Source organism: Thermoanaerobacterales bacterium (assembly GCA_030019475.1).
GTDB lineage: Bacteria > Bacillota > Desulfotomaculia > Desulfotomaculales > JASEER01 > JASEER01.
Genome location: JASEER010000032.1, coordinates 13,595 through 27,678, shown reverse-complemented (window position 1 = coordinate 27,678; position 14,084 = coordinate 13,595). Strand labels below are relative to the sequence as shown.

Annotated in this window: 13 protein-coding genes; 10 read left to right on the top strand and 3 right to left on the bottom strand. The window is 65.7% G+C overall.

The features are described 5' to 3' along the window. The first annotated feature begins 206 nt into the window (after positions 1 to 206). The 7 genes from QMC81_08950 (at position 207) to QMC81_08920 (ending at position 6,731) form a co-directional block, all read left to right on the top strand. Complete coding sequence (locus tag QMC81_08950) at positions 207 to 875, top strand: accessory gene regulator B family protein (protein ID MDI6907594.1); 669 nt, start codon at positions 207 to 209, stop codon at positions 873 to 875. 6 nt (positions 876 to 881) lie between these two features. Next, entirely contained in the window at positions 882 to 1,013 is a 132-nt protein-coding gene (locus QMC81_08945; protein ID MDI6907593.1) for a cyclic lactone autoinducer peptide, read from the top strand. Positions 1,014 to 1,294: 281 nt separating this feature from the next. Next, positions 1,295 to 2,308, top strand: coding sequence for an efflux RND transporter periplasmic adaptor subunit (locus tag QMC81_08940; protein ID MDI6907592.1), 1,014 nt, complete (start codon positions 1,295 to 1,297; stop codon positions 2,306 to 2,308). A gap of 7 nt (positions 2,309 to 2,315) precedes the next feature. Next, entirely contained in the window at positions 2,316 to 3,050 is a 735-nt protein-coding gene (locus QMC81_08935) for an ABC transporter ATP-binding protein (protein ID MDI6907591.1), read from the top strand. Between the two features lies 1 nt (position 3,051). Further along, entirely contained in the window at positions 3,052 to 4,185 is a 1,134-nt protein-coding gene (locus tag QMC81_08930) for an ABC transporter permease (GenBank protein ID MDI6907590.1), read from the top strand. An 11-nt stretch (positions 4,186 to 4,196) separates the two neighbouring features. Then, positions 4,197 to 4,799, top strand: a complete 603-nt coding sequence (locus QMC81_08925) for a TetR/AcrR family transcriptional regulator (GenBank protein MDI6907589.1) — start codon at positions 4,197 to 4,199, stop codon at positions 4,797 to 4,799. Between the two features lie 126 nt (positions 4,800 to 4,925). After that, a complete protein-coding gene (locus QMC81_08920) occupies positions 4,926 to 6,731 on the top strand; it encodes an NADH-dependent [FeFe] hydrogenase, group A6 (protein ID MDI6907588.1) in 1,806 nt (601 codons plus the stop codon). Positions 6,732 to 6,742: 11 nt separating this feature from the next. On the opposite strand, the gene QMC81_08915 is transcribed toward QMC81_08920, so the two are convergent. Both QMC81_08915 and QMC81_08910 read right to left on the bottom strand, forming a co-directional pair. Continuing rightward, the gene (locus tag QMC81_08915; GenBank protein ID MDI6907587.1) at positions 6,743 to 7,552 is read right to left on the bottom strand and encodes a metal ABC transporter permease; all 810 of its coding nucleotides are present in this window, start codon (positions 7,550 to 7,552) and stop codon (positions 6,743 to 6,745) included. Next, positions 7,549 to 8,301, bottom strand: coding sequence for a metal ABC transporter ATP-binding protein (locus QMC81_08910; protein MDI6907586.1), 753 nt, complete (start codon positions 8,299 to 8,301; stop codon positions 7,549 to 7,551). The genes QMC81_08915 and QMC81_08910 overlap by 4 nt, the downstream gene beginning before the upstream one ends. Positions 8,302 to 8,499: 198 nt before the next feature. Between QMC81_08910 and QMC81_08905 the strand changes: the two genes are divergently transcribed. The 3 genes from QMC81_08905 (at position 8,500) to QMC81_08895 (ending at position 12,917) form a co-directional block, all read left to right on the top strand. Further along, complete coding sequence (locus QMC81_08905; protein MDI6907585.1) at positions 8,500 to 10,944, top strand: ATP-binding protein; 2,445 nt, start codon at positions 8,500 to 8,502, stop codon at positions 10,942 to 10,944. Between the two features lie 26 nt (positions 10,945 to 10,970). Further along, positions 10,971 to 11,168 carry a hypothetical protein gene (locus tag QMC81_08900; protein ID MDI6907584.1) on the top strand — a complete coding sequence of 66 codons (198 nt, stop codon included), beginning with the start codon at positions 10,971 to 10,973 and terminating at the stop codon, positions 11,166 to 11,168. Between the two features lie 168 nt (positions 11,169 to 11,336). Further along, on the top strand, positions 11,337 to 12,917 hold the full coding sequence (locus QMC81_08895; protein ID MDI6907583.1) for a sodium:solute symporter family protein: 1,581 nt from the start codon (positions 11,337 to 11,339) through the stop codon (positions 12,915 to 12,917). A 70-nt stretch (positions 12,918 to 12,987) separates the two neighbouring features. On the opposite strand, the gene selD is transcribed toward QMC81_08895, so the two are convergent. Further along, positions 12,988 to 14,013: a selenide, water dikinase SelD gene (selD, locus tag QMC81_08890; protein MDI6907582.1), complete on the bottom strand. Its 1,026-nt coding sequence runs from the start codon at positions 14,011 to 14,013 to the stop codon at positions 12,988 to 12,990. Between the last annotated feature and the right edge of the window lie 71 nt (positions 14,014 to 14,084).

The following is a 14,084-nucleotide window of genomic DNA, read 5'->3' as shown; positions in this document are numbered from 1 at the left end:
ATTTTCAAGCTATCTGGTTCCGCTAAACCGGTTAGGGAAGGCATATCTGAACTTCGACGTGTTATCAGAGATTCCTGCCAAAACAAAGAATATAAGGAAAAATGTTAGTTGTCGTAACTATGTTACAGCCTTTTCGAAGTACAATCTTAAATTATTATGAAATTAGACGATATAAAAACAAGACATAGCATCTGGAGGAATGGTTGGTGCTTTCACGTCTGGCTGAACGCCTGACCTGTCTTGTAACTCAGCAGACGGGGGGCGGAGACAGGGAGCGGGCGATCCTCCGTTACGGAAGCGAGATGGCCATGCTTACGTTCGGTGAGCTGATGCTCATCGTCCTTGCCGCCTGGGCCTGGGACTGCATCCCGACCACTCTGGCCGCCTGCCTGGCGATGGCTGCCCTGCGAAGCGTGGCCGGGGGTATCCACTGTACCTCTGCCGGACGGTGCACCGTGGTCACAGTACTGGTGTTTGTCGCTCTGGGCAAGGTCGGCAGCCTTTGGACAGCGGCTCCCGGGACCACGGCGGTTGTGGCCCTGGGTGCCGGGTTCCTGTCCGGCCTGGCCGTCGTCTTCCGGGCCCCCCTGGAAAATCCGGCCAAGCCCCTGGGCTCCCCCGCTCACAAGAGGCTCCTGCGCCGCCTGTCCCTGTTTATGGTCTTCTTGATTACCGTCACCGGCCTGACGGTCGCCCTCCGCCCAGGGAGTGGCAACCTGGCTTTCGCCCTGGCTTTGGGAGAATCCTGGGCGGCCCTGATGATCACGGGCGCCGGGAAGGCCGTCATCGGCCTGGCCGATCGGACCTTGCAGTACCGGCCCTGGCCTTTCCGGACGGCTTCGCCCGACCCGCCGGCCGGTGTCGAAAGGAGGTGAGACAGTATGCGCCGCCTACGCTTCTTGGTTATGACCGGCCTGGCGGCGGCCTTGACCCTGTTTGCTCACGTGAGTGCCGCCTCCGCTTGTGCGGTTTTTATCTACGAACCGGAACTCCCGCCGGAATTGCGCCGTTAATTGGTTAAGGTAGGGACAGGCAAGGGCCCGGAGAAAGGTCTCCGGGCCTTGGCGTTGTACGCGGTAGCATTCCCCGGTCTCCTTAAGTCTAATATGGGCGCCTATCAGCCACTTTCACGCCTGATGTGTCATTTGCGTGCGGCTGGGGCAGCCTTTCAGGCCCGGGCGGCGTCAGCGGTTAATTGCGGCATACCCCGGCCCGTGCTATTCTTGGCACAAGGTAAACTAATTCAGTGCCTGCAGTATACCTAGTGCGTTTATGAAAGAGAGGGGAGAAAGGGATGCGTGGGCTCTGGCTACCGGGTTTGCTTCTTCTGCTGGCCGTGTCCTTGCTGGGTTGTGACGGCCGAGGCCGACCCCTTACCGCGAACGGCACCATTGAGGCTGACGAGGTGCGGGTGGTGGCCGAGGTTGGAGGGACGGTGCAGGAGATGTTGGTGGAGGAAGGGGACACGGTCCGGGCCGGGCAGGAGGTGGCGCGGCTGGACCCGCGGATCCTTGAGGCGCAGCAGGCCCAGGCCGCGGCGGGGCTCGAGGCGGCCCGGGCGGCGCGGGACGAGGCCGCCGCGGGGAGCCGGGCGCAGGAGATCGCCTCCGCCCGGCGCGAGGCGGAACGGCTGGATGCGCTGCGGAAGGCCGCCGCCGAGGACCTGATCCTGCAGGAAAAGACCCTCCAGAAATACCGCCGGCTTTACGAGGCCCAGGCCGTCTCCGAGCAGGAGCTTACGGTGCAGGAGAACTCGGCGGCCAGGGCCCGGGCCCAGGCCGAGGCGGCGACGGCGGCGTACGAGGCCGCCGCGGCGCGGCTGTCCCTGGCGGAGGCCGGGGCCCGCGCGGAGACCCTCGCGCGCCTGGAGGCCCAGGTGGGCGGCGCCGAGGCCGGCGTGGAGGCGGCCCGCCTCAACCTGGAGAAGGCGACCCTGCGTGCTCCGGTCGCCGGCATGGTCGTCGGCCGTAACTTCGCCCCCGGCGAGGTTGTTCGTCCCGGGGCGGAGGTGGTGACCCTGCTCGACACCAGCCGCCTCTGGCTGGATGTCTATGTTCCGGAGAACCGCCTGGGCGAGGTGCGGATGGGGCAGAAGGTCGGCGTAGCGGTGGACGGTTTCCCGGGCCGGAAATTTGCGGGCCGGGTGACCTTCATCGCCCCTGAGGCCGAATTTACCCCCAAGAACGTACAGACAAAAGAGGACCGGGTGCGCCTTGTCTTCCGGGTACGGGTGGAACTGCTGGACGGAAAGGATCAACTCCGGCCCGGAATGCCGGCCGACGTAACCTTTAACGGTGGAAGCAGGTGAGCGGTCCTTGGCCAACGCCATTGAAGTGGAACACCTGAGCAAGTCCTTCGGCGACCTCAAGGCGGTGGACGATCTGACCTTCGCCGTCCCGGAGGGCCGGATCTTCGGCCTCCTCGGCCCGAACGGCTCCGGCAAGTCGACGACGATCCGCATGCTCTGCGGGATTATGCGTCCCACCGCCGGATCGGGCCATGTTCTGGGCTACGACATTGCCCGGGAGCCGGAAGCGATCAAACAGCATATCGGCTACATGAGCCAGAAATTCTCCCTCTACGAAGACCTGACGGTGGAGGAGAACATGCACTTCTACGGCCGCATCTACGGCCTGGACCGGGCGGCCGTGGCCGCCCGCTTGGCGGAACTGAAACGGGAAATGCAGCTCGAGGTGCGCGAGCGGCAGCTGGTCGGGACGCTCTCGGGGGGCTGGAAACAGCGCGTCGCCCTGGCCTGCGCCTTCATCCACCGCCCGCGGCTGCTGGTCCTCGACGAGCCGACGGCGGGTGTCGACCCGGTCTCGCGGCGCCTCTTCTGGGAGATCCTCGACCGCCTCGCCGCCCAGGGAATCACCATCCTGGTGACGACCCACTACATGGACGAGGCCGAGCGCTGCCACCTGGTGGCCCTGATCTTCCGCGGCCGGCTGGGTGCCTTCGGCGCCCCGCAGGCGCTCAAGGAAGCGGCCGGCAGGCCGACCCTGGAGGACGTCTTCATCGATATGGCCCGGGAAGGGGTGACGAAGTAGAATGCGCTGGCACCGGTTGACGGCTGTCATCCGCAAGGAGTTCATCCAGATCCTGCGCGACCCGCCGAGCCTGGTCATCTCTCTCGCCATGCCGGTCCTGATGCTGCTGCTCTTCGGCTACGCCGTGACGACCGACGTGAACAACATCGCCCTCGCCGTGCTCGACCAGGACCGGCAGCAGCCGGGGCGCCAGTTGGCGGCGGTCCTGGAACAGACCGGCTACTTCGCGCCGGTTTATCACGTGGAAAGCCTGCGGGAACTCGAGGGCATGCTGGACAGCGGCCGGGCCAAGGCCGGACTGGTCATCCCCCGGGGCTACGCCAGGGAGCTGCGCCGCGGGGAGGAAGCGCAGGCCCAGTTTCTCGTGGACGGCTCCGACCCCCTGATCGCCCGGACCGCCCTCTCCACCGCCGAGATAACGGCCAGGGTGTACAGCCAGAAGCTCCTGCTCCGCCAACTGGAGGCCTCCGGGGGCGAGGCGCCCCGCGGCCCGGCGGTGGACCTGCGTACCCGCGCCTACTACAACCCGGGCCTGGAGAGCATGAAGTTCAACGTCCCCGGGCTGATCGGCCTGGTCCTGCAGAATATTACCATCATGCTCACCGCTTTCGCCCTGGTCCGCGAGCGCGAACGGGGTACCCTGGAGCAGTTGATGGTCACTCCCGTGCGTGGCGGGGAATTAATGGTCGGAAAGCTGATCCCCTACATCCTGATTGCCTTTGTGGACGTGGCCTTCGTCCTGGCCGTGGGGACGCTGTGGTTCGGGGTCCCCGTCCGGGGCAGCCTGCCCTTGCTCCTGGGACTGGCGCTCCTCTTCCTGGTGTTCGCCTTGGGGCTGGGCATCTTGTTCTCAACCGTGGCCAGGACGCAGCTCCAGGCCATGCAGATGGCCATGGCCTTTATCCTACCCAGCGTGCTCCTTTCGGGGTTCATCTTCCCGCGCGAGGCCATGCCCGATCCGATCCGCTGGCTGGGTTACGCCATTCCCATGACCTATTTTCTGGAAATCCTGCGGGGAATCATGCTGAAGGGGGTCGGTATGGCCTATCTCTGGCGGGATATCGTGCCCCTAACGGTGTTCGGGGTGGGCGTGGTCGGCCTGGCGGCGTTACGCTTCCGCAAGCAGATCGAGTAGGAGGGACGGGCGTGCAGACGGATATTCGGGAGCGCGTGCTGAACGCTATGGAGGAGTTGGTCCGCGTACGCGGTCCGGCGGCCGTAACGACCGACGAGCTGGCAGCCCGCGCGGGGATTTCAAAGCGTACCCTGTATCGTTATTTCCGCAATAAGGAAGCCGTCCTGGAAGGTGTGATCAGGAGGCTGATGGCCCGTATCGAGGCCCGGACCGAAGATGTGCTGCAGGCGGAACTGCCGCCGGGCGAGAAGCTTCGCGGCATAGTGCGGGTAATTGTGGAACACGCCCGCGTGCTTGAGCCGTTGGCCTTTGGGAACCTCCCGCGGATGTACCCGCGCCTCTGGGCGATGGTCGACGAGTACCGTGCCGAACGCATTGGCCGCCTGGCGGATGTGATCGCCCGGGGCGGAGCCTCCGGCGACTTCCGCCCGGTCCACCCGCAGGTGGCCGTGGCCGCGGTCATCGCCGCCGTGCGCGCCGTCCTCAACCCGGCCTTCATCATGCGGCACGGCCTGTCCCTGCCGCAGGCCTTCGACGAGCTGTTCGGGCTGTTCCTTTACGGCCTGCTGGCCAGAACACCCGGCGCCGGGAACGGCGGGCCGCGGGGCGGTTAGCGGCGGCCGCGGTGGTATTAAAGCGGCACCCAGGTCGAACACTAGACTGGGAGGTGCCGCAGATTGGGACACGAAGCCGGGCAGGAGACAGTGCGAGGCGGGAAAGAGGCGCCGCCGGACAGGGCTGTGCGCACGGTGCGGGTCTTTCTCGATGGGAGGGAGGCCCTGGTCCCCGAGGGGACAAACATCGTCGAGGCCGCCCGGGCGAACGGGGTCGAAATCCCCACCCTCTGTTACCTGAAAGGCGTCAATGAACCCGGCTGCTGCCGGGTCTGCCTGGTGGAAGTGGATGGGGCGCGGGGGCCGGTACCGGCCTGCGTGACGCCGGTACGGGACGGGATGCGCATCACCACCAATTCCGCGCGCATCAGGCGCCTGCGGCGGCGGGTGCTGGAACTCCTGCTCTACGAACACCACACCGAGTGCCCGGTCTGTCCCCGGGCCGAGACCTGCGAACTGCGGAGCCTGGCCACCCGCTACGGCGTCCGGCCGGAGCGGGTGGCGGCCAGGCGGGGGCGCCGCCGTATTGCCGACCGTAACCCCTTCATCATCCGTGATTACGACAAGTGCATAAAATGCCGGCGTTGCGAGGCGGTGTGCCGCCATGTGCAGGGCGTGGGCGCGCTGACGGCCATGGGCCGGGGGATCGAGACCACGATCGGGCCGGCCTTCGGCGCCGACCTGGGGAATGCGGCCTGCGTCAGCTGCGGGCAGTGCGTTATGGTCTGCCCCACGGCGGCCCTTACCGAACGCAGCTATATCAACGAGGTCTGGGAAGCCCTGGACGACCCCGACCGTTTCGTGGTTGTCCAGACCGCCCCGGCGATCCAGGTCAGCCTGGGCGAGGAGTTCGGGATGCCGGCGGGGACGGTCGTCACCGGGAAGATGGCGGCCGCCCTGCGCAGGATGGGCTTCGACCGGGTCTTCTCCACCGAGTTCGCCGCGGACGTGACGATCGTGGAGGAAGCGCACGAACTCCTGGAACGCCTCGAAGGCCATGGTGAACTGCCCCTGATCTCCTCCTGCAGCCCCGGCTGGGTCAAGTTCTGCGAGCATTTCTACCCCGAGTTCCTCGACAACCTTTCCACCTGCAAGTCGCCCGCCGAGATGCTGGGCGCCCTCGTCAAGTCCTACTTCGCCGGGCGCGAGGGCCTCGACCCCCGGAAGATCACCGTCGTGGCGGTCATGCCTTGCACGGCCAAGAAATTCGAGGCCGCCCGTCCGGAACTGGTTTCCGAGATGGGGCGGGACGTGGACTTTGTCCTGACCACCCGGGAACTGGCGCGCATGATCCGCCAGGCCGGACTGCGTTTCGCGGAACTGGCCGAGGAACAGTTCGACGCCCCCCTGGGCATTGCCACCGGTGCGGGAGCCCTCTTCGCCACCACCGGCGGGGTGATGGAAGCTGCGATCCGCACCGCCTATGCCCTCACCGAGGGCGAGGAAATGGCGCGGGTGGAGTTCCACCGGATCCGCGGCCTGCAGGGCGTGCGGGAGGCCGAGGTCGAGCTGAAGGGCCGCCGGCTGCGCGTTGCCGTGGCCCATGGCACGCGTAACGCCCGGCGCCTGCTGGAACGGATCAAGGCGGGGGAGAAGTTCGATTTTCTGGAGATCATGGGCTGCCCGGGCGGCTGCATCGGCGGCGGGGGCCAGCCGATCGTCGGGACGGCGGAGGAGCGTGTAGGCCTCGACCGCCGTAAGAAGCGCGCCGAGGCCCTCTTCAGTATCGACGTCAGCCGCGAACTGCGCCGGGCGCACGAGAACCCGGCGGTTAAGAAGCTCTACGAAGAATTCCTGGGCCATCCCTTGAGTGAGAAGGCCAAGAAGCTACTTCATACCACCTACACGCCGCGTACCCGCTACCCGGTATTCAAGGAAGCCGCCGCTCCCCGCGCCCCGGTCGCGGCCGATACCCCGCCGGTGCTGCAATAAATGGGAGGCCGTTACACCGGCCGCCGGTACTGCTTGAAAACCAGGCTGGCGAAAAAGAGGGCCGCGCCGCAGAGGACGATGGTCGCCCCGGACGGGAGATCAAAGCGGTAAGACAGCCAGAGGCCGAGGACGGAGGAAAAGAGCCCGGCGCCCAGAGAGAGGGCGAGCAGGGGACGAAAGTTCTTCGTCAACTGGTGAGCGGTGATCGCCGGCAGGACCAGCAGGGCGGACGCCAGGACGATGCCCAGGATCTTCACGGTGACGACCACCGTCAGGGCGACGGCCGTGAGGAGTGCATAATACAGCGGGGTGACAGGGAGCCCTGAGGCGCGTGCCGCCTCCTCGTCGAAACAGATAAAGAGCAGCTCTTTGAAGAAAAGGGCCAGGAAGGCCAGGACCGCCAGGGCGACAGCGGCCAGGAGCCAGAGATCGCCCGCGGTGACGGCGAGGATGTTCCCGAAGAGAAAGCTGAAAAGCTCAGGATAGTAACCGCGCGCCAGGCTGATCAAGGTGATGCCGAAGGCCATCGCCACGGCGAAAAAGACGCCGATGGCCGAATCCTCATGGACCTCGCCCTTCTTGCTGACGGCACCGATGCCCCAGGCGACGCCGGTGCAGAAAAAGGCGGCCGTAAGAAGGGGGTTGATCCCGGTCAGCACCCCGATGGCGATACCGCCGAGGGCGGAGTGGGCGATGCCGACCCCCGCGAAGGACAGCCGCTGCAGGACGACAAAGAACGAGACGACAGCACAGAGCAGCCCGGCCACGACGCCGGCCGCCAGGGCCCGCTGCATGAAGTCATAGGCCAGAAACTCACTCATCTTGCGCGGCCTCCCGCCCGGGTCAGTTCCGGCCAGAGGCGGCGCGCCACGTCGGGGGGCGTGGTCTGGGACACCCGCCCGCCTTCGACCAGCAGGAACCGGTCGGCGTGGGCCGTTACCGCGGCCAGATCGTGGGACACGACGATGACCGTGAGGTCGAGGTCCCGCTGCAGTTCCTGCACGACGGTATAGAAGCGCTGTTGCGCCTGGGCGTCCAGGCCGGTCGTGGGTTCGTCCAGGATCAGAAGCCGGGTGTGGCTGCACAGCGCCCGGGCCAGGAGAGCCAGCTGCTGCTGGCCGCCGGAAAGCTCCCCGATCTGGCGGTTCTGCAGTTCCCCGGTGAGGCCGATGCGCTCCAGGGTACGCGCCGCCGCCTGGCGGTCGGCGCGGGACGGAAAGCGGAAGAGACCGATGCAGGCCACGCGGCCCATTACGGCGGTGTCCAGAGCCGATACCGGAAAACGGGGGTCGAACCTCTGGCGTTGCGGCAGGTAACCTACCAGGTGGCGCTGATGACCACGGCCCGCGGGCGGCGCACCGAACAGGTGCACCGTTCCCTGCCGGGGCTGCAGCAGGCCGAGAATGACCCGTACAAGGGTGGTCTTGCCGGCGCCGTTGGGTCCGAGAACGGCCACGAACGAACCGTGTTCAATGGCCAGGTTCACCCGGTCAAGGACGGTCCGGCCCCGCAAGGTCACCGTGACGTCCGTGAATTCAACCACCGGCGGCTGGTAAATCGTCATTCGCATGGTTTCACTCCATCGTTAATCTTACTACAAAAACATTGATCCCGCGAGGCATTCTTCTCTTACCGCAGCAGCGGACAGGAATTTATTCTGCCGGTAGCGAATTTAGTAAATTTATACGTTAACCGGGAAGCCGTCCACCATCATCCTTACGCGGGTCACCGGTTGGCGATGCATTGTCGGTGGGGAGAGTAGAGAACATTGATTCTGGAACTGAAGCCGGAAATGTTGCGGGCTTGTTGCTTGCCGCAGACGATTGGCGGCGCCGGCACCGAAGATCTTTCACCGCAGCCGACCATCATCGGCCAGGAACGGGCGGTCAAGGCCCTGCAGTTCGGCCTGGACATCAAGATGCGGGGCTTTAACGTCTATGTCGCCGGCCTGCCCGGGACGGGAAAGACCACGGCGGTCCGGACCTTCCTTGAGAACCTGGCCGGCAGCCGGCCCGTGCCGCCGGACTTTTGCTACGTGCACAACTTCGCCGAGCCCCACCGCCCCCGGGCGATACGCCTGCCCGCGGGGGAGGGGGCGGTCCTGGCGCGGGAAATGCGGGACCTGGTGGAGACGGCGCGGAAAGAGATTTCCCGGGTCTTCGAAAGCGAGGAATACGCCCGCCGCAAGGCGGAAACACTGGAGAGCTTCGCCGCCCAGAAGAACGAAGTGGTGGAGAGGGTCAACCGCCGGGCGGCGGAAGAGGGCTTCTTCCTCCAGAGTACCCCGATGGGTTTCTTTATCATCCCGGCCGTTGACGGGCAGCCGATGAAGGAGAAGGAGTTTCTCGCCCTCCCGGCCGAGGTCCGGCAAGGGATTACGGCGCGACGGGAGAAGCTGGAAGAGGACATTGAGCAGGCCGTAAGGCAGATGCACAACCTGGATCACCAGGCGGCCGAGGCCGTGCAGCAGTTGGAACGGGAGACGGCGCGGTTCGCCGTCGGGCACCTGGTCGAGAGGCTCCGGGATGGCTACGCGGACCATCCGGCCGTGCTCGCGTATCTGGACGAGGTGGAGCAGGACATCGTAGAAAACATCCCCCTTTTCCGGGGCGGGGAGAGGCAGCAGGGGATGCCCCCCTGGGTGGCCGCCCAGCCCTTCCGGCGCTACGAGGTCAACGTCCTGGTCAGCCATGCCGGCCGCAAGGGAGCCCCGGTGGTGATCGAGGTCAACCCCACCATGCCGAACCTCGTAGGGCGGGTTGAGCGTGAGGCGCAGTTCGGTGCGCTGGTGACCGACTTTTCCATGATCCGGGCCGGAGCTTTGCACCGGGCCAACGGGGGCTACCTGGTGATCCCGGTCGAGGAACTCCTGCGCAACCCCTTTAGCTGGGATGCCCTGAAACGCGCCCTGCGGGACGAGGAGATCGTCATCGAGGAGCCGGGCGAGCGGCTTGGGTTCATGCTGACCAAGGGGCTGCAGCCGGTGCCGATCCCCCTGGATATCAAGGTGGTGCTCCTCGGGGACCCCTTCATCTATTTTTTCCTTTATAATTACGACCCGGACTTCAGGGAGCTGTTCAAGGTAAAGGCCGAGTTCGACACGCGGATGCCGCGTGACCCGGACAGCGAGCGGAAGTATGTGTCCTTCTGCGCGGCCCTCTGTGCCAAGGAGGATCTGCGGCCGCCGGACGAGGGGGCCGTAGCCCGTATCATCGAGTACGGCTCGCGGCTGGCCGAGGACCAGGCGCGGCTGTCCACGCGGTTCGCAGACCTGGCGGATGTCGTCCGGGAGGCGAGCTACTACGCCTCCCGGGAGAACGCGGAGCGCATTGCCGCCGAACACGTGGAACGGGCGATCACCGAGCGCCTCGGCCGTTCGAGCCTGGTCCGGGAGCGGATTCAAGAGGCGATGGAGCGGCATTTCCTGCTGATCGACACCGCAGGGGCCGTCGTCGGGCAGGTGAACGGGCTGGCCGTTTCTCACCTGGGCGACCTTTCTTTCGGGCGTCCCTGCCGCATCACGGCCTCGGTCGCCCCCGGATCCGGGTCGCTGATCGACATCGAGCGTGAGGCGAGGCTGGGAGGCCGCTTACACACCAAGGGGGTAATGATCCTCGGCGGGTACCTGGCGGCCGCCTACGGCCGGCTGGGGCCGCTCTCCCTGACCGCCCGGCTGGTCTTCGAGCAGAGCTACGAGGAGGTCGACGGGGACAGCGCCTCCAGCGCCGAGCTTTACGCCCTCCTGTCGGCCCTGGCCGACGTGCCGCTGCGCCAGGATATCGCGGTGACCGGGTCTATCAACCAGAGGGGCGATGTCCAGGCCATCGGCGGGGTGAACGAGAAAGTGGAGGGCTTCTTTGACCTCTGTGCCGCCCGAGGCCTGACCGGCACCCAGGGGGTGCTCATCCCGAAGACGAACATTGCGAACCTGATGCTCAAAGACGAGGTGGTGGAGGCCGTGAGGGCCGGTCGGTTCCATGTCTGGGCCGTGGACCGGGTCGAGGACGGCCTGCAGATTCTCACGGGTATGCCCGCCGGCACGCCGGACGAGGAAGGCCGGTTCCCGGAGGGGACGGTAGGGTTCAAGGTGGCCGAGCGCCTGGCCGCGATGGCCGAGAAGGTGCGCCCGCCGCAGGCGGGAGGCACCGGGGAAACCGGAGGAGACGGCGGCGAAAGCTGCCCGGGGTGCGGCGCCAGCCACCTCCCCGCTTAACATCCCACGACAAAGGGGTACCTGGAATGCGCGGTTTGACGAGCCTGTTACTTGCGGCCCTATTACTGGCCACCGTCTTTTACTGGGTGGCCAAGTTCGGTCTTAAATCGCCGTCTCTGAGCGTTTGGACGGCGTGGGCAATGGTGATCCTCGGGGTGGCAACCCTTGTTTCCGCCTTCCTGAGGGACAGGGGAGAGAAAAAAGAGAGGCAGAAAGGGGAGTGAGAGAGGAGATGCTGGGCATTCCCGATTCCGCCGTGGCGGCGGCTTACCTGCTGAGTGTCCTGTCCGGGCTGCTCTGCGTGGGCTACGGGCTGGTGAACTGGAACCGCGACCGTTGACCGGCGGAGAGAGCGGAGAGAGCGTTATACGAAAGGAGACGAGGGATCCCCGGTGAGCAACGCGAGCATGATTGTTGTTGTGGCCGTTTATATCACCGTCACGGCTTTTCTCGGCTACCTGGGCTATCGCCGGACCCGGTCGAACAAAGACTACCTGATCGCCGGGGGAGAGGCGCACCCCTTCCTGATGGCCATGGCTTACGGTTCGACCTTTATCAGCACCTCGGCCATCGTCGGCTTCGGCGGGGCGGCGGCATTGTACGGCATGGGGCTCCTATGGCTGGTCTTCGCCAACATCTTTATCGGAATCTTTGTGGCCTTTGTCCTCTACGGCAAGCGTACCGCGCTCATGGGGCGGGAACTGGGTGTCAGCACCCTGCCGGAGCTGTTGGGACGCCGCTTCGACTCCGACTTCATTCGCCGCGTTTCGGCCGGGGTGATCGTGGTCGCCATGCCCCTGTACGCGGCGGCGGTGATGATCGGCGCCGCCCGCTTCGTCGAAACCACCCTGAACATTGACTTCAACCTGGCCGTCCTGATCATCACCTTTATCGTCGGTGCTTACGTCATCACCGGCGGCCTCAAGGGCGTGCTTTACACCGATGCCCTGCAGGGCTCGATTATGACGGTGGGCATGCTGTACCTCCTGGTCTTTACCTACGTCAAGCTCGGAGGCATCACCGCCGCCCACCGGGCCCTGACGGACATGGGATCCCTGGTCCCGGCCGGCCTGGCCGCCCGCGGTCACCTGGGCTGGACAAGCATGCCGGCCCTTGGGTCCGAGTTGTGGTGGGTCGCCGTTTCGAGCCTTGTGCTCGGGGTGGGGATCGGGGTGCTGGCCCAGCCCCAGCTGGTGGTCCGTTTCCTTACGGTAAAGGGACCGCGGGAACTGAACCGGGGCGTGGTCATCGGGGGCCTGTTTATTCTCTGTGTCGTGGGCGCGGTATACGTCGTCGGTCCCCTGACGAACGTTTACTTCCACCAGACGCTTGGCAAGATCTCCCTTATGGCTTCGGTTAACCCGGCCACCGGCCAGCCGAACATTGACAGCATTATCCCGCTCTATATCAACACGGCCCTGCCGTCCTGGTTCGCCTACGTCTTTATGCTGACCCTGCTGGCCGCGGCCATGTCCACCTTGAGCGGCCAGTTCCACGCCATCGGCACGGCGGCCGGCCATGACCTCTACCAGAGGTCCAGCATCGCCGTGAACCGGCTGGGCATCCTGCTCACCCTGCTGGCCACCGTGGCCCTGTGCTACCGCCTGCCCGGCAACATAATCGCCGTGGCGACGGCGACCTTCTTCGGGATCTGCGCGGCGGCGTTTTTGCCGGCCTACACCGCGGCGCTCTTCTGGAAACGGGCGACCGGGGCGGGGGCCATGGCGAGCGTGGTCGTCGGGCTCCTGGCCAGCCTCTTCGTCATGACCTTCCTGCACGCCAAGGAGGCGGTGGCCTTCGGCATCAGCCAGGCCCTGTTCGGCAAACCGACGCTGGCCGAGTTCCCGTGGAACATGGTCGACCCCATCGTCTTCGCCCTGCCCCTGTCGGCCCTGACGCTGGTTGTGGTAAGCCTCTTGACGCAGCCCGTTGCGGCGGCCGTCCCGGGCCTTGGCCGGCAAATAGCGGAATGATGAGGAATGGGCAATAGAGAAGGAGCCGTGTTCCGCGGCTCCTTATGGTTGCCAGCCTTGCGAGCATGTCTTACAATCCCCGCGCGGTGACCCGGATCCGCCCCGGGTGCCCGGCGACCACCCGGCCGATCAGGGCGCCGCGCACACCTCTTCTCTCCAGGGCGGCCAGGAGGTCTTCGGTTCGGTCCACCGGTACGCTGAGGAGCAGCCCTCCCGAGGTCTGGGGGTCGAAGAGCAGGTCGGAGAGGGCGAGAGGGACGCCCTCTTCGATAAGGACGGCCTCACCGAGGAAGCAGCGGTTGGCGTGCGCCCCGGCGGGCAGCAGCCCCATAGCGGCGAAATCGAGCACCATGGGCAGGAGGGGTACCGACCCGGCGTCGATAACCAGGCCGGCGCGGCTGGCCTCGGCCATTTCCCGCGCGTGGCCCAGGAGCCCGAACCCGGTGACGTCGGTGCAGGCGCTGACGCCCGTCTCCTGTGCGGCTTCGGCCGCGGGGGCGTTGAGGGCGGCCATTTGTTCCGTCGTCCGGCGCTGGAGGTCCTCGGGGACCATGTCCGCCTTGAAGGCGGTGTTGATGACCCCGGTGCCGAGGGGCTTGGTCAGCACCAGCGCATCCCCGGGCCGTGCCGTGGCGTTGGTGAGCAGCCGGTCCGGATGCACGACGCCGGTGACGGCCAGCCCGTACTTGGGCTCCCGGTCCTCCACGCTATGCCCCCCGACCAGTACGGCACCGGCCTCCTTCACCTTCGCCGCTCCGCCCTGGAGGATACGCGCCAGGGTCTCCAGATCCCCGTCCTGGGTGGGGTAACAGATAATATTCATCGCCGTCAGCGGTCGGCCGCCCATGGCGTAGACATCGCTCAAAGCGTTGGCGGCGGCGATGCGCCCGAAATCATACGGGTCATCGACCACAGGTGTAAAGAAGTCCACCGTCTGAATGAGGGCGGTGGTTTCGTTCAAGAGGTACACACCGGCGTCGTCGCAGGTGTTGATACCGACGAGCAGCCGCTCATCCTCCATTGTTGGGATATGGCGCAAGACCTGCGCCAGGGCCGCCGGCCCGATCTTGGCCGCTCACCCGGAACTGGTGGTCATCGTCGTGAGACGGGGGTTCAACTGGTATTCACCTTCTTTTTGTACGGTTTCATTGTGCCGTTAATGCGATT

What these genes read in the sequence shown, in the direction of transcription:
- QMC81_08900 (MDI6907584.1), top strand. Translation starts at nt 10,971, where the DNA reads ATGCGCGGTTTGACGAGCCTGTTACTTGCGGCCCTATTACTGGCCACC.
- QMC81_08945 (MDI6907593.1), top strand. Translation starts at nt 882, where the DNA reads ATGCGCCGCCTACGCTTCTTGGTTATGACCGGCCTGGCGGCGGCCTTG.
- QMC81_08910 (MDI6907586.1), bottom strand. Translation starts at nt 8,301, where the DNA reads ATGCGAATGACGATTTACCAGCCGCCGGTGGTTGAATTCACGGACGTC.
- QMC81_08915 (MDI6907587.1), bottom strand. Translation starts at nt 7,552, where the DNA reads ATGAGTGAGTTTCTGGCCTATGACTTCATGCAGCGGGCCCTGGCGGCC.
- QMC81_08930 (MDI6907590.1), top strand. Translation starts at nt 3,052, where the DNA reads ATGCGCTGGCACCGGTTGACGGCTGTCATCCGCAAGGAGTTCATCCAG.
- QMC81_08940 (MDI6907592.1), top strand. Translation starts at nt 1,295, where the DNA reads ATGCGTGGGCTCTGGCTACCGGGTTTGCTTCTTCTGCTGGCCGTGTCC.